General features: G+C 32.0%; 19 protein-coding genes. 15 read left to right on the top strand and 4 right to left on the bottom strand.

All coding sequences use genetic code 11. The features are described from left to right. Positions 1–99: 99 nt before the first annotated feature. Positions 100–534, bottom strand: a complete 435-nt coding sequence (gene agaF / locus EQM13_RS15205) for a PTS galactosamine/N-acetylgalactosamine transporter subunit IIA (RefSeq protein ID WP_071140714.1) — start codon at positions 532–534, stop codon at positions 100–102. A 202-nt stretch (positions 535–736) separates the two neighbouring features. Here agaF and EQM13_RS15200 point away from each other — a divergent pair, with 202 nt between their 5' ends. From EQM13_RS15200 to EQM13_RS15135, 14 genes are all read left to right on the top strand, one after another. Beyond that, positions 737–1,480 carry a GntR family transcriptional regulator gene (locus tag EQM13_RS15200; RefSeq protein ID WP_071140715.1) on the top strand — a complete coding sequence of 248 codons (744 nt, stop codon included), beginning with the start codon at positions 737–739 and terminating at the stop codon, positions 1,478–1,480. 221 nt (positions 1,481–1,701) lie between these two features. Next, positions 1,702–4,554: a sigma 54-interacting transcriptional regulator gene (locus EQM13_RS15195; RefSeq protein WP_128753106.1), complete on the top strand. Its 2,853-nt coding sequence runs from the start codon at positions 1,702–1,704 to the stop codon at positions 4,552–4,554. Positions 4,555–4,652: 98 nt separating this feature from the next. Then, on the top strand, positions 4,653–5,078 hold the full coding sequence (locus tag EQM13_RS15190; protein ID WP_071140717.1) for a PTS sugar transporter subunit IIA: 426 nt from the start codon (positions 4,653–4,655) through the stop codon (positions 5,076–5,078). 103 nt (positions 5,079–5,181) lie between these two features. Next, entirely contained in the window at positions 5,182–5,955 is a 774-nt protein-coding gene (locus EQM13_RS15185; RefSeq protein ID WP_071140718.1) for a PTS mannose/fructose/sorbose/N-acetylgalactosamine transporter subunit IIC, read from the top strand. Next, the gene (locus tag EQM13_RS15180; RefSeq protein ID WP_071140719.1) at positions 5,948–6,760 is read left to right on the top strand and encodes a PTS system mannose/fructose/sorbose family transporter subunit IID; all 813 of its coding nucleotides are present in this window, start codon (positions 5,948–5,950) and stop codon (positions 6,758–6,760) included. The genes EQM13_RS15185 and EQM13_RS15180 overlap by 8 nt, the downstream gene beginning before the upstream one ends. A 148-nt stretch (positions 6,761–6,908) precedes the next feature. Next, positions 6,909–7,397, top strand: coding sequence for a PTS system mannose/fructose/N-acetylgalactosamine-transporter subunit IIB (locus tag EQM13_RS15175; RefSeq protein ID WP_071140720.1), 489 nt, complete (start codon positions 6,909–6,911; stop codon positions 7,395–7,397). A gap of 35 nt (positions 7,398–7,432) precedes the next feature. Further along, on the top strand, positions 7,433–8,140 hold the full coding sequence (locus EQM13_RS15170; RefSeq protein WP_071140721.1) for an SIS domain-containing protein: 708 nt from the start codon (positions 7,433–7,435) through the stop codon (positions 8,138–8,140). A 38-nt stretch (positions 8,141–8,178) separates the two neighbouring features. Further along, positions 8,179–9,282, top strand: coding sequence for a Gfo/Idh/MocA family protein (locus tag EQM13_RS15165; RefSeq protein ID WP_071140722.1), 1,104 nt, complete (start codon positions 8,179–8,181; stop codon positions 9,280–9,282). 88 nt (positions 9,283–9,370) lie between these two features. After that, positions 9,371–10,108 (top strand): GntR family transcriptional regulator, encoded by a 738-nt coding sequence (locus EQM13_RS15160; protein ID WP_071140723.1) that lies wholly within the window; start codon positions 9,371–9,373, stop codon positions 10,106–10,108. Positions 10,109–10,263: 155 nt separating this feature from the next. Further along, complete coding sequence (locus EQM13_RS15155; protein WP_128753105.1) at positions 10,264–11,553, top strand: neutral/alkaline non-lysosomal ceramidase N-terminal domain-containing protein; 1,290 nt, start codon at positions 10,264–10,266, stop codon at positions 11,551–11,553. Positions 11,554–11,572: 19 nt separating this feature from the next. Further along, entirely contained in the window at positions 11,573–12,775 is a 1,203-nt protein-coding gene (nagA, locus tag EQM13_RS15150; RefSeq protein ID WP_071140725.1) for an N-acetylglucosamine-6-phosphate deacetylase, read from the top strand. A gap of 177 nt (positions 12,776–12,952) precedes the next feature. Next, positions 12,953–13,552: a nitroreductase family protein gene (locus EQM13_RS15145; RefSeq protein ID WP_071140726.1), complete on the top strand. Its 600-nt coding sequence runs from the start codon at positions 12,953–12,955 to the stop codon at positions 13,550–13,552. A gap of 223 nt (positions 13,553–13,775) precedes the next feature. Then, positions 13,776–14,735 carry a phosphoglycerate dehydrogenase gene (locus tag EQM13_RS15140; protein ID WP_071140727.1) on the top strand — a complete coding sequence of 320 codons (960 nt, stop codon included), beginning with the start codon at positions 13,776–13,778 and terminating at the stop codon, positions 14,733–14,735. Positions 14,736–14,754: 19 nt separating this feature from the next. Further along, positions 14,755–15,402, top strand: coding sequence for a bifunctional 4-hydroxy-2-oxoglutarate aldolase/2-dehydro-3-deoxy-phosphogluconate aldolase (locus EQM13_RS15135; protein WP_071140728.1), 648 nt, complete (start codon positions 14,755–14,757; stop codon positions 15,400–15,402). A gap of 59 nt (positions 15,403–15,461) precedes the next feature. Here EQM13_RS15135 and EQM13_RS15130 read toward each other — a convergent pair whose 3' ends face one another. Together EQM13_RS15130 and spoVB are read right to left on the bottom strand one after the other, a co-directional pair. Beyond that, a complete protein-coding gene (locus tag EQM13_RS15130) occupies positions 15,462–16,250 on the bottom strand; it encodes an SDR family NAD(P)-dependent oxidoreductase (RefSeq protein WP_071140729.1) in 789 nt (262 codons plus the stop codon). Positions 16,251–16,385: 135 nt separating this feature from the next. Then, positions 16,386–17,810, bottom strand: coding sequence for a stage V sporulation protein B (spoVB, locus tag EQM13_RS15125; RefSeq protein WP_128753104.1), 1,425 nt, complete (start codon positions 17,808–17,810; stop codon positions 16,386–16,388). Between the two features lie 185 nt (positions 17,811–17,995). Here spoVB and EQM13_RS15120 point away from each other — a divergent pair, with 185 nt between their 5' ends. Next, positions 17,996–18,619: a ribonuclease H1 domain-containing protein gene (locus EQM13_RS15120; RefSeq protein WP_071140731.1), complete on the top strand. Its 624-nt coding sequence runs from the start codon at positions 17,996–17,998 to the stop codon at positions 18,617–18,619. Here the strand turns inward: EQM13_RS15120 and EQM13_RS15115 are convergent. Then, complete coding sequence (locus tag EQM13_RS15115) at positions 18,616–19,104, bottom strand: deoxycytidylate deaminase (RefSeq protein ID WP_071140732.1); 489 nt, start codon at positions 19,102–19,104, stop codon at positions 18,616–18,618. The genes EQM13_RS15120 and EQM13_RS15115 overlap by 4 nt on opposite strands. Positions 19,105–19,122: the final 18 nt, after the last annotated feature.

Below are 19,122 nucleotides of genomic sequence, written 5' to 3'. Positions count from 1 at the left end.
TTATATTTATATTTTCTCTTAATATGTACTTTGTCTTAAATAGGTTCTAAAAAAGGCTTCCTGAATATATTAATGTTTTAATAGAAGCCTTTTTACTATTTATATGCCATCTTCATAATTTTCTTCTGTGAAATCGAACTTTTTAAATTGAAATAAACGCATTTGTTCTTTCCCTGTAGATATACATTGATTAATAAGGGAAATCATGTCGTTATTTTCTTTTTCCAACATACTGAATTCCAACAACAGAGGTAAATTTGTACCATAGATAATGTAACAGTTTTTTAGTTCTACTGTCAAAGTTACGGAAGTTTTAAAAGGGGTACCCCCCATGATATCGGTAAAAATCACGATTGAGTCACACAAACTTAATTTTTTTAAAACTTGTTTTAATTCTTTTTCTAAATCTTCCGGCGAATTTTCAGGGGAAAAGTCAACTGCAAAAATGTTTTCCATTTCTCCGACAATTAATTTTAATGAGCTTAACATCCCGGATGCAAACATTCCGTGCCCCGTTATAATTGTTCCAATCAATAGTTATCACCCTTTCGATTGTAATAACATTATTATAATATAATTGGGGGAAATAATAAAGAATAAAATTATAATAAAATGCATAAAATTGAGGTTATTCACCATATTACTCTTAACTTGAACATTCATATTTAAAATGATAATATAATAATATAAATTTGTGTTATTATGTTATCACATAATTTTTGAGAGGAAGAATTATATGGAATATATTAAAATTAATAAGCATATTTCTACACCCTTTTATTCCCAGATAAAGGATTGCATTATAAAAGCTATCGAAGATGGAACGATTAAAGCTAATGATAAATTGCCAACCGAGCAAGAATTATGCGAAACTTTAAAAATTTCAAGGCCAGTAGTAAGACAAGCTTATGCAGAGCTGCTTTCGGAAGGAGTTATCGTTAGATATAAAGGAAAAGGGACTTTTGTTAGAGAAAGAGAAGTGAGAGAAAATTTCTTTAAAGAATTATCGAGTTTTTATCAAGAAATGAAAAGAGAGGGATTAAGACCATCCACCAAGGTATTGGAGTTAAAAAAGGTAGGATATGACGAAGCAATTTTCTCTCCATTGGAATTAAATGAGGATGAAGAATGCCTCCATATTAAAAGATTAAGATATGGAAATGATATTCCAATTGTGCTCGTGGATACTTATATACCGTTAAAATATTTTGACGGATTAGAAAATTATGATTTTGAGAATTTATCTCTATATGATATTTTTGAAAAAGATTATGATACCACTGTATTTAAAGCCAATAGGTTTGTTTGCGCAAGAATTATAAATAATGAGGATGCAAAATTACTGCAAGTAAAACGAAATACTGCAATTCACTATGTGAAAACTATTGCTTTTGACCAAATGGATCGGGCTATTGAATTATCAATAGCTCGTTATCCGGGAGAGAGGAACACTTTTGAAGTCCAAATTGATAAAAGGTGACAGAAGGAAAAGAATAAATGGGAAGTGGGGTAAACAATACTGGAATAGAATCCCAAAAGAAGGTTTAGATAACATTTCTTTGGGATTTTTCTATGTCATAAAGAATTGACTTTTCAGTTTATAGAATATATAATAAAAAGCAATAATTGTATATACAATATTACATTTTTAGACTTTTTATCGATAATTAAATAATAACTGAAGAAGGGAGGGTAAGTGTAATGACAAATAGAGAAATAATCATAAAGGAAGTAAAAGAGAATAACTTAGAAAGAATAAACAACGGGATAAAAGAATTTGGAATAACTGCTCAGAAATTGTTTGAAAAGACATCGATTAACAGAAGCTTGACAAGCCATTGCCTCAGTGTCCTTAACAAAGAAGGGAAAATTATAAAAATTAATACGAGACCGGTATATTTTATAGATTTGGAAATCTTTGAAAATAGTTTTGATGTTGAATTGAGAGGGGAATTAATTTATAAAAATTTTGAAGAATTAATGGAAATAAAAGAAAAACAAAAAGATCCCAAAATTTTTTTGAAGAACGAAGAAAACGTTTTTATGGATGTGATTGGATATAACGGTAGTTTGGCTTATCAAATTGAACAGTGCAAGATTGCGGTAAAGTATCCTCCAAAAGGTTTATCCATTCTTATTGTAGGTTCTACCGGATCAGGGAAGAGTTTCTTAGCAGGAAAGATTTATGAATATGCAAGGGCTAATGGATATATAAAAAGAGATGCTCCATTTTTAACTTTTAATTGTGCAAAATATTCTAACAATAAAGAGCTCCTATCTGCAGCGTTATTTGGATATAAGAAGGGAGCTTTTACGGGAGCTGAAACTGATAGAGAAGGTATTATAGAAAATGCTGATGGTGGTTATGTTTTTTTGGATGAAATACACCGTCTCCCTCCGGAAGGACAAGAGCAACTTTTCTTTTTCATGGACAAGGGAATATTTGCGAGAATTGGAGAAAACGAAGTATATAGAAAGGCAGACGTTAGGTTTATATTTGCAACTACAGAAGATCCAAAGGCTGTTTTATTGAATACTTTTTTGAGAAGAATTCCCATAATAATAAAGAAACCGCCGTTAAGAGACAGGCCTCTTAACGAAAAATTTCAGCTTATATATCATTTTTTTAAAGAAGAGTCACATTTGATAAGCCATAATATAAGAATATCGAGACACGCTCTAAAAATACTTATGGACGCTGATTTTGAAGGAAATATAGGGCAATTGAAAAATGATATCACAATTACATGTGCCAGAGCATATAATAGGGAAGACATTATGGAAAGAGGAGAAAGGGAGTTTATAGATATTGATTTTATGATGCTTCCAGAATATTTAGTAAAAAATGCTATAAATAGTAAGACAAACTATATAGACAGTCTTTATAAGGGATATATAACAGAAGACCTGATAATAAACAAATCTGATGACATAAATTTTCTTGAGAAAAATTTTGAAAATGAAATTCATATCCAATTTTATGATTCCGTGTTGAAATTACTTTCTGAAATAAAGATGGATAACAAAGATGATTTTTTAATAAAGAAGATTCAGAAACTAATAGATGAATATTTTAAGAAATTAATATTAAACATGAATTCTTACAGCAGTGAGGATATAAGGCATGAGAGATTTTATATCTTATATAAATGTATTCAGGATATGTTTTCAATATTAAAATCTAAATACGATATCAGATATACAGATAATAATATTTATAAGTTTGCCTGCTTTATACAGACGTCCATGGAGCACCAATATAGTTTGATGTTGCAAGACTATGAATCTGAAATAAATGAATATGTTGATATATTAAAATATAGTTATCCCCATGAATATGACACTACATATAAAATTATAAATTTTATAAAGATTAATTTGGACATATCCCTTGGGAAGGTGGAAATGGTAATTATAATACTCTATTTGATCAATTCAGGAGAAGAAAATTACTCAAAGAAAATAAAGGCTGTTTTAATAGCTCATGGATATTCTACGGCTAGTAGTATTGCCAATGTGGCCAATCATCTGCTTGGAATTGATATTTTTGAATCCTTTGATATGCCCATAGATACTACTACAGCAGATATTGTAGAAAAATTAAAACAATATTTTAAAGAGGTAAATACGTCCAAAGGGGTAATTATCTTAGTTGACATGGGTTCTTTGGAAGAAATATATAAGGGACTGGAAAGAGTACATCATGGAGATATAGGTATTATAAACAATTTAACTACGAAATTGGCATTAAAAGTGGGCAGTGATATAAATCAAGATTTATCCATAGAACAAATAATAAACAATGTAGAAAATCTCGATGGATACAAATGTAAAATTATATATACTGAACAAAAAAGACAAAAAGCTATTATAGTTACTTGTTTTACTGGAATTGGTACTGCTATAAAGATAAAAGATCTTTTAATAAAGAGTTTAAGTGAACATCCTCCCAATGCTAATTTTATAGTTTGTAATTATTTGGATTTGGAGAAGAACAAGTATAATGATGATATTTTCAATAAATTTGATGTACTAGCCATTATTGGTACCGAGAATCCAGGAATAAAAGAAGTACCGTTTTTATATTTGGAAGATCTCATTTCCGATAATGAAGGCTATGTTTTTGACCGGATATTAAAAGATATTATACCTAAACAAAAAGTTTTTCAGGTTAAACAGTCCATAATGAAGTATTTTACTTTAGAGGGGGTTTTGAGTTATATAACTATTTTAAATCCGGATAAAATAGTTAATCAGCTGGAAAATGCAATTGAGATGTTACAATATAAGTTAAAGAAACAATTCAGCAATGATACAATTATATGTTTATATATACATTTAAGCTGTTTAATAGAAAGATTGGTAACTAAAACTCAGTTGGAAGAAGAAGATATAGAAAACATAAAAGCATTTAGAGAAGAAAACAAAGATTTTATTGATATTGTAAGAAGTAGTTTTAGTTATATAGAAAGCTATTATAGTGTTACTATACCTCTTAGCGAGATATATTATCTCTATCAAATTTTAAGTGTAAAACTTGATTTAAAAAGTTGAAATTTCAACAATAAGGACCGTGCAAAGCAGATGTGTAAAACTATTTGGCATGGTCCTTGCTTTATATTTTTTTAAATAAAGAGAATAGGAGACAACATATGTACAATATACTAATAATATCTCATGGTAATATAGCGGATAGTTACTTAAATACTGCCGAAATGATTATGGGTAAAATTGAAAATGTCAAAGCTATTGGAATAGAGCCGGGAGAAGAAATATCTGCTTATGGAGATAAAGTATTTAATATGGCAGAGGAGATATATACCGAAGATGGAATTTTGATTCTGGCAGATTTATATGGCGGAACTCCCTGTAATATATCTATATCACGAATATTGAACCATTTCGAAAAAATTTATATAATAGCAGGATTTAATTTTTTACTATTGCTTGAAGCCTTGAACAGGAGAACCGATAATCTGAAAGATTCAATTCAAAATTTGATAAATGCCGGAGTTAACGGAATAACAGATGTAAACGCTATAGTAAAAAATAATAAAATTAAGAATGAAGATGAATAATCGGAGCAGCAAATTTATATAAATCTTAGAAATACTCATTAATAAAAACAGAAAGGAGGATAGTAGGGAAAATATCTATTAATTAAAGGAAGGTGGGAGTAGTATGCAGATTACCTTTGTTCAAATTTTATTGCTGACTATTTATGCTTTTGTAGCCATTTATGATGCTTTGGAAACCGACATAGGATTAAGTCGGCCAATACAGGCAGGATTTTTTACAGGTCTTATAATGGGAAATGTTACATTGGGGTTAGCTGTAGGAGCTACCTTGCAATTGATGATTTTGGGAGTAGGAACTTACGGGGGAGCATCGATTCCCGATTTCATGACAGGAGCTATAATCGGAACTGCTTTTGGAGTTATTTCAGGTCAAGGAATAGAATTTGCCATAGGTCTTGCAGTGCCTATAGGGTTATTATTGGTACAGCTTGATGTATTGGCAAGATTTGCAAACACATTTTTCCAACATAGAGCAGACAAATATGCTGAAGAAGGTAATTTTAAGAAAGTTGAAACAATGAATATTTTGGGAATTATACCATGGGGATTATCTCGTGCAATACCTGTATTTGTAGCTTTGCTGTTTGGACATGAAATAGTTGAACAGCTTGTAAAGGTATTCCCAAGTTGGTTAACCAGCGGATTATCTGTAGCAGGGAAGGTACTTCCTGCATTGGGAATTGCCATATTATTAAGATACTTACCAGTAAAAAAATATTCGTCTTATTTATTAATTGGATTTGTTTTAGCAGCTTATCTAAAAGTGCCGATGGTTGGAGTTGCTATAGTGGGAATGGCCTTAGGACTATTGGTATATCAAAGAAATCAGAAAGATGTTAGAAGTGCTTTGACGGGAGGTGCTAACGAAGATGAGTAATGGGTCTGCTGATTCCAGTAAAATAACAAAAAAGGATTTAAAAAGTGTATACCTCAGATGGCTTTTAGGCGGGCAAACAGGATGGAATTATGAAAGAATGCAAGGACTTTGTTATTGCTTTTCCATGATGCCTGTGCTGAGAAAACTTTATACTAAAGAGGAAGATTTAAAGAAAGCAGTAAAATTACATCTTCAATTTTTTAATACTGAACCGGATATGGCACATCTGATTTTGGGAGCTAATGTTGCTATAGAAGAAAATCAAGGATTAGAATCGGAAGAAACCATTACAGCAATTAAAACGGGGCTTATGGGGCCCTTTGCAGGAGTAGGAGATACCATATTTGGAGTTATTGCCAATACCGTATTTGGATCTATTGCCGCTTATATGGCATTAGCCGGGAATTCATTGGGAATTTGGATATGGTTAATATGGAATATAGCAAGATGGTTTATAAGATGGGAATTTACTAAATTAGGATATACTCAAGGGTTAAAGATTGCCACCGTAATGGAGGGAACATTAAAAAGCATAACAGAAGTGGCGAGCATTCTTGGCTTAACTGTTGTGGGAGCATTGATTCCTACGGTGATAACTCCTTCAGTACCGGCAGTTTTTAAGTCAGGAGAAGTAAGTATGGAAGTGCAAGGAATATTGGATCAGATAATGCCTTCTTTGGTTCCTGTGGCTTTAGTGTTCTTTGTATATTGGCTGTTGGGAAGAAAAAAGATGACTTCGACAAAAGCAATATGGATTCTTTTAGCTATTTCTATTATATTAGGGGCATTTGGAATATTAAGTTAAAAACAATTTTGTCAGTTTAAATTATTAATATTAAAGAGAGTATTAAAAGATTAATACTCTCTTTAATAAAACCCACTTAAGGTCAAGCGTAGATTAATGAGAATATAGCTTTCCTATGGGTTATAAAATATTTAAAGGAGGTTTAACTTTGAGCATAATACATGTTAGGATAGATGACAGGCTTATTCACGGGCAGGTAGCGGCTTTTTGGTGTAATTCATTAAAGGTAGACAGAATAATGATTGCAGATGACGAAGTAGCAAACAACAGCATACAGAAAAGTGTCTTAAGGTTGGCAGCACCTCCGGGAGTGAGTACATCCATTATTACAAAAGAACAAGCAGCAGAAAATATTAAAGCCGGAAAATATGAAAATCAAAGGGTATTTTTGATATTTAAAAGTCCTAAGGATGCTTATGATTTGATTCAATTAGGAGTAGATTTGAAGGTTATAAATGTAGGGAATATGGCCCATAGAGAAGGGACAGTTCAAATAAAAAGAAATATAAAGGTAAGCCAAGAAGACGTAGAATATTTCTTGAAACTAAGGGACATGGGAATAAAGTTGACGGCCAAAATGGTTCCCGCTGATTCTGAAACCGATTTTATGGATTATCTAAAAAAGGTATTGAATTGATTAAAAAATAATTTGTTTTAAGGAGGAGAATTTCTATGGGATACGAACTATATTTTGATATTATTGAAAAGATGATTAAGGATGTTAAAGAAACTCAAGGGGATAATATAAGGAATGCAGGAAAAATTATAGCAGATTCAATTATGGCTGGGGGAATATTGCAGACTTTTGGAAGCGGACATTCTTATGCCGGTGCTATAGAAATAGCCGGCAGGGCAGGAGGATTGATTCCGGCAAAGGCTCTTGAGGAATATTCGAGGGGAAAGTACGAGATGATTGAAGGCGTGGGGACGAAATTTATGGAACAGGTTGATATAAGAGATAATGATTGTTTTGTATTAATATCTAATTCGGGAAGAAATCCAATGTCCATTGAGATTGCTGATATAGTAAAGCAAAAAGGAAATAAAATAATAGTTGTCACTTCCCTTGATGTATCCAAAACCATGACTTCAAGGCATTCTTCCGGGAAAAAATTGTATGAATTTGCAGATGTGATTCTTGACAACAAAGGGGTTGAAGGAGATGCGGCTGTAAGTCTTCCCGGCATGCCGAACAAAATATGTGGGACATCATCTGTTACTGCAGCGATACTTCTTAATGCTACCATCTTAGAATCTGTTGAGATAATGTTAAGCAGAGGATATGTTCCGCCGGTATATCTGAGCGCCAATATCGATGGCGGTCCTGAACACAACCTGAATTTATTAGAAAAATATGCGGACAGACTGTATAGAAAATGATATCATATTATTAATTTAAGACATAGGAGGGTAATAGTGTGAAAAAAATTAATGTTGGGTTAATAGGGTATGGGTATATAGGGAAAATCCATAATATTGCATATAAGGTTATACCTATAATATTTCCTCAGTATGGTAATGTATATAGACTGTCTGCAATGGTAAGCAGTAAAACTCAAAATTTGGAGGGTACAGGATTTGATAATCTTGTATCTTCCATATATGATTTAAAAGAGGAAAACTTAGATATGATAGATATTTGTACACCTAATTTTCTGCATTTCGAACAGTCAAGCTTTTTTATCAAAAAAGGTTCAAATATATATTGTGAAAAACCGATGACAGTAAATTCGAAGGAAGGATTACAGATTTTGGATTTAATTGAAGAAAGAAAAACTATTACACAAGTAGCGTTAATATATAGATTTATGCCTGCTATAAGTAAGGCAAGAGCAATAATAAAGAATAATTGTATAGGAGAAATAATTAATTTCAGAGGCCAGTTTTTTCACAGCAGCTATTTAAATCCTAAAAGAGCGATTACATGGAGATTGAAAAAAAGTATGTCCGGGGGAGGAGCTATAGCGGATTTAGGCATACATCTGTTGGATGCATTAGTATTTTTACTTGGTTATGAAAATGTGGATAAAATTAGTGCAAAGGCAAATACCGTTATTAAAGAAAGACCGTCAGAAAATGGAGAAAAGATGGAAAAAGTAGATGTTGATGATTGGGGCCTTATGACCTTGGAGTTAAAAAATGGCGCTGTAGGAACTGCAGAGGTGTCGAAGGTTTCTTATAACCCTTATGATGTTTTTGAAATTGAAATATACGGGACGAATGGATATGTTAAGATATCAGATAAAAATCCTTATGAACCTGTTTACAGTATTTATAATTCACGAAACTCCCGGGATATATCAGAAATAATAAATTCGGATAATTATACAAATTACCTGAACAGCATATATCCTAATCCAAGAATGTCTATGGGATTCATGGTTGATATGCATACTGCAAGTTTATTGAATATGATAATAAATGTAATTAATAACAAAATTGTTAATGAAGTAACTCCTACCTTTGAGGAAAGTATGAAATCACATAAGCTGTTGGAAGAAGCATATTTGTCAATACAGTAAAATTTTGGAGGACAGGTCTATTGAATTATTTTAAAATATTTGATAAATTTATAGATATAATTAATTAAAATAAGTAAGGTCGGTGCAAATGAAAAAAATAGATAAAAATAGTCCTATCCCTAAATATTATCAGTTAAGAGAAATATTAAGAGAAATGATTGAAAATGAGGAATTAAAGCCAGGAGAAATTATTTCTGGAGAAATGGAGTTATGTAAATTTCATGGAATAAGCAGGATGACAGTCCGAAAGGCTATTCAGGATTTAGTAAATGAGGGAATGTTATATAGAGAACAAGGCAAAGGTACCTTTGTGTCTTATCCGAAGCAGAAGAAAAATATTTCTCAGTTACTCAGTTTCACAGAGGAGATGAAATCTAAAGGATATAACGTAACTAATAGATTATTATATTTTAATAAGGAAATACCAGAAAAGAAAATATCAAAGATATTTCATATGAAAAAGGGAGAAATGATATATGTTATTAAAAGGATAAGGTTTGCCGGAAAAGAACCTATAGCCTTAGAGATATCATATCTTCCGGAAAAAAATTTTCCAAATCTCAGTAGAGAGGAGTCCGAAAAGAATTCCTTATATTATTTATTTGAGAATAAGTACGGAATTAAATTAAAATATGGAACCCAAACTGTAGAACCTGTGATTCTTACACCTTATGAAGCCGATTTGTTTAATGTGAATGAAAATATGTTAGGGTTATTATTTAAAAGAACCACATATAGCGATGATGATACAATAGTTGAATATACAAAATCCATATACAGATGTGATATATATAAGTATGAAGCTATCTTAAAAAGAAAATTATAATTTTAGATTATTTGTAGTCAGAAATGATTTTAAAGATGTATATACAACATAACATCATGTTTTATAACCCATATAAAAGTCATAATTTGCCTTAAGGGTTTCATTAAATGCCTTTTTTATAACAAAATGAAGAATATTATGAAGGAGTGGATAGCTTGAATTTAAATTTTAAAGCAAATACATCGGCAACCCCTTTAAACGTGCCAACAGGTGTATATATGGCAGGCTATGCAGATAGGGAAAATGGGAGCAAGGGAATACATGACAATATATATACAAAGGCTCTTACGGTTTCCAATGGGGAGAAAACTATAATTGTTATATCTAATGATCTGTTGGGAGTAGATGAAGAATTAGTCGATAAAGTTGTTTCTGGAATTAAAAAAGAAATAAATATCCCGGAGGAAAATATATTTATTTGTGCGACACATACCCACTCGGCACCTCATATTATTAACTGGGAATTTGATGAAAAGAATTTTTCTTGTAGATTAAATAAAAAATTAAAAGAATATATAATTGATACTATGATTAAAAATGCTTTAAAGTCCGCCAAGGATTTAAGACAGATAAGATTAGCATACGGAAAATCTAAATGTGTTGGAGTGGCTTCAAACAGAATATGTAAAGAAGGTCCTGTAGATGATTCGGTTAATGTGATATTTCTTATTGCTGAAAATAATTTACCGCTGGGAGTAATAGTCAATTATTCCTGTCATCCTACTGTATTAGGTGCTGATAATGAGTATATATCTGCTGATTATCCCGGAGTTGTTCAGAATTTAGTCGAAGAATATTTTAAAAATAATTGCGTATGTATGTTTATAAACGGCGCTTGTGGTAATCAGAGTACAAGGTTCACCAGAAAAGCCCAAGATTTTAACGAAGTTAAAAGAATGGGTGGCCTTGTATTTAAAAGTGTATTGGAAGCCTATGATAATAAAGAAGATAAGAATAATTACGAAATAAATGGAATTAAAAGATATTTTAAATTTCCTAAGAAGGAAATACCGGACCGCAAGGAGGCAATGGAATATTACAGAAGGACATTATATGACTTAAATAAGGCAAAAAATGATTCAAATATTTCACCTCAAAATATGAGAAGTATAATAACAAAATATCAAGGGGCAAGTATATCGTTGAAACTGATTGATGTCTTGGAAAATATAAATTTGGAACTGCCTATTCAGATTATAAAATTGGGAGATATATTGATTGTAGGTGTTCCTGTGGAATTGTTTAATGATTACGGATTTGATATAAAAAGAGAATCCGATTTTAATAACGTTATAATCGCAGGATATACAAATGGAATGGTGGGCTATGTTTATACTCCCGAATCTTATGAAGATGGGGATTATGAAGCCTGGTCATCTCCCTTTGGGAAATCCACAGGGGATTTCATAACCCAGAACGTAATGAGTTTGATTAAAATATTATAAACATAGGGGGAGAACATAATTGAAAAAATTTATTGTTAGAAGTGAGAGGGTATATACTCCTGATGGAGTAATCGACGGAGGAATCATAATTAGCGGAAGAATTATAGAGAAAATCATAGAAAAAGAGGATTTAAGCAGATACAAAGAATTGGAATTTATAAATGCCGAAAATAATTTAATAATACCAGGATTGATTGATATTCATATTCATGGTTCAGGAGGTTGGACAGTCAGTTCAGAAGATGAAAGACAAATAAAGGGGATGTGCAAATATCTTCCGTCTATTGGAGTTACAAGCTTTCAACCTACCTTGGGAGGAGAAGACGTTGAAAGTATAAAAAAATATCTGAATACAATAGGCTCTGTAATTAAAGGATATTATGAAGGAGCTAAAATTTTAGGAATACATATGGAAGGTCCATTCTTAAATCCTGAAAAGAAAGGTGTTTTCTTAGTAAGAAATTTATTGAAACCGTCAGTTGAATTAATGAAATCCTTTATAGAAAAAAGCGGTAACAACATCATTCATGTAACTGTTGCTCCAGAACTGGACGGTGCGGAAGAACTGATTAAATATTTGACTTGTAATGGAATATTAGTGGCCGGGGGACATACAAATGGGACAATAGAAGAAACCAAGAAAGGAATTCAATGGGGGATTTCACTGTCAAATCATACGTGTAATGCCCAGCGTTCAATACACCATAGGGAACCGGGAGCTTTGGGAGGATATTTGTTAGATGATAATGTGTATTGTGAATTGATATGTGATTTTATACACGTTCATCCGGATATGCTCAAATTGATTTTAAAAATTAAGTCTCCGGAAAAAATTTGTATGATTTCTGATTCAATAGTTGCTTCAGGATTGAGACCTGGGAAATATGATTTTTCGGGAAGAGAGATAATAATAGATGAAGAAAGCAGCAGATTATCCGACGGAACTATTGCAGGGAGTACTAAAAATCTTTTGTATGGATTTAAAAACATGGCTTATTTGGGATATTCCATCGAAGATGTAATTAAAATGTCATCATCTCTTCCGGCAAAACTGTCTAATGTGTACGATGAAAAGGGAAGCATTGAAGAAGGAAAAGACGCGGATTTTGTAATACTGGATGATAATTTTAACGTTCATATGACATATGTTGAAGGTAAAGTATGTTTTGATTCAAGTGAAAGAAAAAGCTTTCTAAATCAGCAGGATATATCCAGAATTTGAAGAGGTCCTAAGAAAATTTAAGTTTAAATACTGCTCAGCATCAAATAATTGGATATATAATTAATAATTAGATTATTAATAAATTTTAAGGGTAAATATGAAATAGATTAAAGCAGAAATGTTAAATAAAATCATCATGAACTTGTCAGTATGGTAAAAAGATAAGGAGGTATCTGAATGAATAAAGATTTTTATGCAGCCATTAAAGATAGACGTTCTTTTTATGGTATAAGTAAGGAAAATGTAATTTCTGACGAAAGAATATTGGAAGTAGTCAATTATGGAGTTAAACATTCCCCAAGTCCATTTAATTCTCAGAGTGCAAGAGTTATGGTCTTGTTAGGTGAAAATCATAATAAACTATGGGATATTACTAAGGAAGAGTTGAGAAAAATTGTGCCGCCACAGAATTTTTCCGATACGGAAGAAAAAATTAATTCTTTTCGTAGTGGGTATGGCTCGATACTTTTCTTTGAAGATCAGGATGTAGTTGAAGAACTTCAGGAAAATTTTCCTACATATAAAGAAAATTTTCCCAAATGGTCTCAGCAAAGCTCAGGAATGCTTCAATTTGTAATATGGACTTCTTTGGAAATGGAAGGTTTTGGGGCATCTCTTCAGCACTATAATCCATTGATAGATGAAGAAGTTAAAAAAACATTTAATGTACCGGATAATTGGAAACTAATCGCTCAGCTTCCTTTCGGGAAATCAGTCTCATTGCCGGGAGAAAAGGAATTTAAACCTTTAGAAGAAAGAGTAAAGGTGTTTAAATAATATCTTAAAAAGTGAAGAACGGAAAATCTGCTAACATTCAATTAGCAGATTTTCCGTTTTACGATGATGTTAAATTTTTTGAAAATTGGTGAGAATGATACTTTTTTGATGAAGAGATATGGCACGAAAAGGTATTATTAAATAGTTGCAAAAAATCAAATGTAATAGTAAAATTAAATTATGTAAAATTAGATGAACAAAATTAAGAATCGAGGTTGATATAATGTCCAAGTATAAAGTTGTAGTTACAGCACGATCTTTTGGTAAGAGTAGCACAGAGCCATTTGATATATTAGAAAAAAACGGATGTGAAGTGCATAAAATTCCAATAGAAAAACCTCTGAATGCCAAAGAACTGATACCTTTAATAAAAGATGCCGATGCATTAATAGCAGGTAACGACAAAGTAACAAAAGAAGTAATTGATGCGGGAAACAAGCTAAAGGTTATATCAAGATATGGCATCGGATATGATAATGTAGATATAAAAGCTGCAAAGGAAAAAGGAATTGTTGTGACAAATACACCTAATACCAATAATAATTCGGTAGCTGACTTAACAATTGGCCTTATGATTGCCATAGCAAGAAATATAGTCGGAGCAAATAATACAGTAAAAAGCGAAGGCTGGGGCAGAGTATTAGGCACAGAGGTATATAAAAAGACTATAGGAGTTATAGGAACAGGAAGTATAGGCAAGGGAGTTATCAAAAGAGCAAAAGGATTTGAGATGGATGTATTATGTTTTGATGTATACCCTGATCATGAGTTTGCCGAAAAATACGGTGCAAAATATTGCTCTATGGAAGAAATTTTACAAAAATCGGATATAATAACTATACACGTTCCATTAATGGAATCAACAAAAAATCTTATAGGAGAGAAAGAGCTTAAAATGATGAAAAACACTGCATTTCTTATTAATGCAGCGAGAGGCGGTATTGTAAATGAAGATGCATTATATAATGCACTTTCGAAAAATATAATTGCAGGAGCAGCATTGGATGCCGTGGAACATGAGCCTCCAGTAGGAAGCCCTCTTTTAAAGCTTGACAATGTTATAATAACTCCCCATATAGGAGGATATACATCTACGGCTGTAAATAATATGGGGGTTGCAGCTGCAAACAATGTTGTATTTGTTTTGAATAATGAGCCGGGAGCTCATATTGTAAATAATTAAATTATAGGAGGAATTAATAATGAAGGCTTATGAGGTACTGGAACAAATTAAAGAATCTGGAGTTTGTGCAATAGTAAGAGGAACATCAGCTGAATCATTGTGTAAGATAGCAGATGCATTACTTGCAGGAGGAGTAAATACAATAGAAGTTACCTTCAATACTCCAGGAGCTTCTGAAATGATAAAGGAGTTAGTAGCTAAATATAAAGATAAGATGCTGATAGGAGCAGGAACAGTTTTGGACGCTGAAACAGCAAGAACAGCTATATTATCGGGAGCAGCATTTGTATTGTCACCTTCTTTAAATCTTGGAATGGTAAAAATGTGTCAAAGATACAGCGTACTTCCCGTTCCGGGGATTGCCACTCCGACAGAAGCAGTAACAGCATGGGAAAATGGAGTGCAAATCATAAAAGTATTTCCGGCAGGAGTTTTCGGGCCGAATTATATAAAGCAGTTGAAAGGACCTCTTTCACAAATGGAAATGATGGCAGTAGGAGCAATAGATCTTGATAATTTTGGATCGTTCTTAAAAGCAGGAGCATGTTCCGCAGGAATAGCAAGTTCCCTTGTAAGCAATAAACTTGTAGAAGAAGGGAAATTTGATGAAATAACAAAGAGGGCCAAAGGATTCAGGGATATATTTGAATCGCAGAAAAGAAAGTAAGTAAGTAAAGATAGATTTAGGGGTTGTCTCAAAAAGAGGTAACCCCTAATTTTATTCCTTCAATTTCTTTCTCCATGCCTTTTCAACCATCCGGAAAATCGAATTCGCTCAACAATTTGTACGAGAACATCAACAGGTGTAACCCTTGATAAAATACAACGTATAATAAAAATTATTGAAGGATAAACTGAACGGGCTTCTACTTGTAATCCTATTTTCATACATAAAGCCGTCATAGACGGAAATTGGCGAGCCAATAATGGCATGGGAGTATCGGGGCCTCCGGCTTTTTCAAAAAACGGCGTAAAATTAGCAACGGGATAAACAGGTATTATTTTGACATTTTTGGGGCGTTCCATACGGTATGTTCGTACAAATCCGTCAAGTGCAAATTTTGTAGAATTGTAAAGGGAAAATCCCGGGAGTACCATTTTTCCTAAAGCAGAAATGGTGACCATAAAGATTAAGGGTTCCGTTTTGTTATTTTCAGTTAGTTTTTGTAAAGTATAAATTGGGGATATTACATTTGTCTTATATATTTGTTCGATTTTCTCCCAATTTGAGTTTCCAATTTTGCCGTAATATGCAAAGCCTGCATTTGCGACAAATATATCTATTCCACCCATTAATTCGGTCGCTTCTTCAAGCATGCGATCAACTTGAATAGGGTCAGATACATCACATGTAATCGTCTTTATGCCACGATTTCCCAGTTCATCAATAATTCTCTGAGGATTCCTTGATACACCGACTACAGAAGCTCCGGATGCAGATAATCGCTTTAAAAGAGCCCATCCGATTCCGGAAGATGCACCAGTAATAACTATTCTCTTACCTTTCAGATTCATAAATACTCCACCTTTTTATTACTATTTTAAATTTTGACACTCTCTGTTTATTGATTAACCTTTAATATATTCTTATGTAATTTTATTATACTATTATTTTTCAAGTATAGTAATTATTGAAAATATATTAAAAATTTAAAAGGATATTAGTTTTATTATATTTGAAGCTATTTTTATACAGTAGAAGAATAACAAAGCCAACTGAAGGTATATTATGATATTTGTTAAACTGAATTTTAAATTTAAAAATTTATTGATTTCAATTCCATTCATGATTAATGTTACAATGGCTGTTACAATCATCTCTATTCCACATCCTAAAATATTTATGGAAGGGACGGCCGTAAGAAAAAATATAATCAAGATTTCAATTACGGCTGCTATTAAAGAATTTTTGAGGATGGTTTTTTGCTTTCCCAATCCGTTTAATATACTGTTTGTAGCAGCAGCAGTATATGATATGGGGGCAGACAGTGCAGCAAATCGAATATAGTTTCCCAGATCATTTCTGTTATAGAATACTCTTCCCAGATTGTCTCCCCAAATTAAGCATATTATTAATACAGAAAGTCCTAAAATAAAAGAAATTTTAATTACGGAACTAATTCTTTTTTTTACTGCTTCTTTGTGTTTTATAACTAATTTTTGGGACAGATCAGGAATTAGAACGATAGAAATAGCAAATATAATAATCATGGGCAGAGAAACAATATTTACAGACATATTAGAAAATTTTCCTATCATAGTTAATGCTTCTTCGTAGGGGATGCCTCCAGCTACTAATCTTTTGGGGATGAGGAGGGTAGATACGGTAAAAAATATTGTAGATATGAATTCGTTTAAGCATAAAGGAAGTGATATAACAAGAATATTTTTTATTAATGTTTTGGTTCTATCAGGTTGTTCGGAAAAACGATTATGATATTTTTTTATATTTACTTTATAATATAGAAACAGTAAAACAAGGGATATGAATTCTCCCGATGATATAGTTATATTTGCGGCTGTTACCTTAGCCGTAATTGAGCCGGGGGAATAGAATTTGAATATAAATGATATTATAAATATTCTTGCCGATTTTTCAAAAACATCAATTACTGCTGGTATTCCTACATTAGCAATACCATAAAAATAACCTTTAAATGTATTGGAAAGAGTCATAAAGAATATGGTGCCGCAGGATATTCTTAAAGCATAAATGACTCTTTCGTCTTTTATAATAAATTCACTTATTGGATTTATCAATAGAAACAATATAAATATAATAAAAATGGCCCATATTACATTTAATGTAAGTATTGTCCTCATACTTTTTATAATATTATTATACTGATATTTTACTTTATATTCGGCTATTATTTTGGATAGGGCGGTTAACATTCCTCCGCATATCAGGCATAGGGATATCCTATTTATGGGCATAATAAGGCCGTTTAGGGCCATTCCGTCGGCTCCCAATTCTCTTGAGAGGGCTATGGAATACATAAATCCTAAAATTCCCGTGATGAGATTTGATAGAATAAGTAAAATTGAATTCTTTATAAATGCATCTTTCTCCATAATTTTCCTCTTATTCTTCAAAAAAACTTTATACCTTCTAATAATACGATATTAATATACTATTAAAGACAACATGGACATATGTGTTAAATTTCTTATGAAAATTGTAATGGTATTTCAATAATATATTGTTTTAGTTGCTGATTTTTGGTACCCTATAAATATAAAATGTTTTGAGGTGAATTATGAAGAAAAAATATTACGCTGTAAAAAAAGGTATAAACATAGGTATATATAATAGTTGGGGAAAATGCGAAGAACAGGTAAAGGGGTATCCTCAAGCGGAATATAAAAGTTTTTTAACGCTTAAGGAAGCAGAAGATTATTTAAATGGAATAGAAAATGAAGGAATAGTTAGGAGAGATAAAAAGGTTGAAGATTTAGAGGATGGAGAGATGATTGCCTATGTAGATGGAAGCTTTGATAAAGAATCAGGATATTATGGATATGGAGCTGTTCTTATTACAAAGAAGGGAAAAGAGGTGTATAAAGGAAGGGATAATAAAAAAGAAAAATCTGATATGAGAAATGTTGCGGGAGAAATAGACGGTTCCATGACGGCTATGAAAATTGCTTTAGAAAGAAACATTCGTACATTATATCTTTACTATGATTATGCGGGAATTGAAAAATGGTGTACAGAGGAGTGGAAAAGAAATAAAACGGAAACAAAGGAGTATAATAAATATTATAATTCAATTAAAGACAAGTTAAAAGTTATATTTATAAAAGTAAGAGCCCACAGCGGTAATAAATATAATGAAGAAGCCGATGGGCTTGCTAAATCGGCTTTAAAGAACAATGATTAGTATCCTGCAGTTCCGTTTAATGATTCATCATTTTCAATCCAATATCTTACATTGATTGTTCTGTAATCATCTTTAGAATCTCTGATTATTACATTTTCAATTCCAGAGTTTATTATCAATCTTTTGCACATTGAACAGGGGTTGGCATTGAGAATTAATTCTCCTGTTTTCATTTCCTTTCCCACAAGATATAATGTTGCTCCAATCATATCTTTTCTTGATGCACTGATGATTGCATTTGCTTCTGCATGAACAGAACGGCACAGTTCATATTGAGTACCTCTTGGAATGTTGAGCTTATCTCTAATACAGTATTTTAAATCGCAACAGTTACTTCTGCCTCTTGGTGCTCCTGTATATCCTGTAGAGATAATTTCATCGTTTTTTACAATTATTGCTCCAAAATTTCTTCTAAGACATGTCCCTCTTTCTGCTACTACTTCCGCAATATCTAAATAATAATTAGTTTTATCTCTTCTTTCCAATATAATTCCTTCTTTCCT

It is taken from the genome of Acidilutibacter cellobiosedens, from assembly GCF_004103715.1.
GTDB classification, from domain to species: domain Bacteria; phylum Bacillota; class Clostridia; order Tissierellales; family Acidilutibacteraceae; genus Acidilutibacter; species Acidilutibacter cellobiosedens.
This window is presented reverse-complemented; position numbering and strand designations above follow the sequence as displayed.

What these genes read in the sequence shown, in the direction of transcription:
- EQM13_RS15195 (WP_128753106.1), top strand. Translation starts at nt 1,702, where the DNA reads ATGACAAATAGAGAAATAATCATAAAGGAAGTAAAAGAGAATAACTTA.
- EQM13_RS15135 (WP_071140728.1), top strand. Translation starts at nt 14,755, where the DNA reads ATGAAGGCTTATGAGGTACTGGAACAAATTAAAGAATCTGGAGTTTGT.
- EQM13_RS15185 (WP_071140718.1), top strand. Translation starts at nt 5,182, where the DNA reads ATGCAGATTACCTTTGTTCAAATTTTATTGCTGACTATTTATGCTTTT.
- spoVB (WP_128753104.1), bottom strand. Translation starts at nt 17,810, where the DNA reads ATGGAGAAAGATGCATTTATAAAGAATTCAATTTTACTTATTCTATCA.
- EQM13_RS15140 (WP_071140727.1), top strand. Translation starts at nt 13,776, where the DNA reads ATGTCCAAGTATAAAGTTGTAGTTACAGCACGATCTTTTGGTAAGAGT.
- EQM13_RS15180 (WP_071140719.1), top strand. Translation starts at nt 5,948, where the DNA reads ATGAGTAATGGGTCTGCTGATTCCAGTAAAATAACAAAAAAGGATTTA.
- EQM13_RS15170 (WP_071140721.1), top strand. Translation starts at nt 7,433, where the DNA reads ATGGGATACGAACTATATTTTGATATTATTGAAAAGATGATTAAGGAT.
- EQM13_RS15190 (WP_071140717.1), top strand. Translation starts at nt 4,653, where the DNA reads ATGTACAATATACTAATAATATCTCATGGTAATATAGCGGATAGTTAC.
- EQM13_RS15145 (WP_071140726.1), top strand. Translation starts at nt 12,953, where the DNA reads ATGAATAAAGATTTTTATGCAGCCATTAAAGATAGACGTTCTTTTTAT.
- EQM13_RS15130 (WP_071140729.1), bottom strand. Translation starts at nt 16,250, where the DNA reads ATGAATCTGAAAGGTAAGAGAATAGTTATTACTGGTGCATCTTCCGGA.
- EQM13_RS15200 (WP_071140715.1), top strand. Translation starts at nt 737, where the DNA reads ATGGAATATATTAAAATTAATAAGCATATTTCTACACCCTTTTATTCC.
- EQM13_RS15120 (WP_071140731.1), top strand. Translation starts at nt 17,996, where the DNA reads ATGAAGAAAAAATATTACGCTGTAAAAAAAGGTATAAACATAGGTATA.
- EQM13_RS15160 (WP_071140723.1), top strand. Translation starts at nt 9,371, where the DNA reads ATGAAAAAAATAGATAAAAATAGTCCTATCCCTAAATATTATCAGTTA.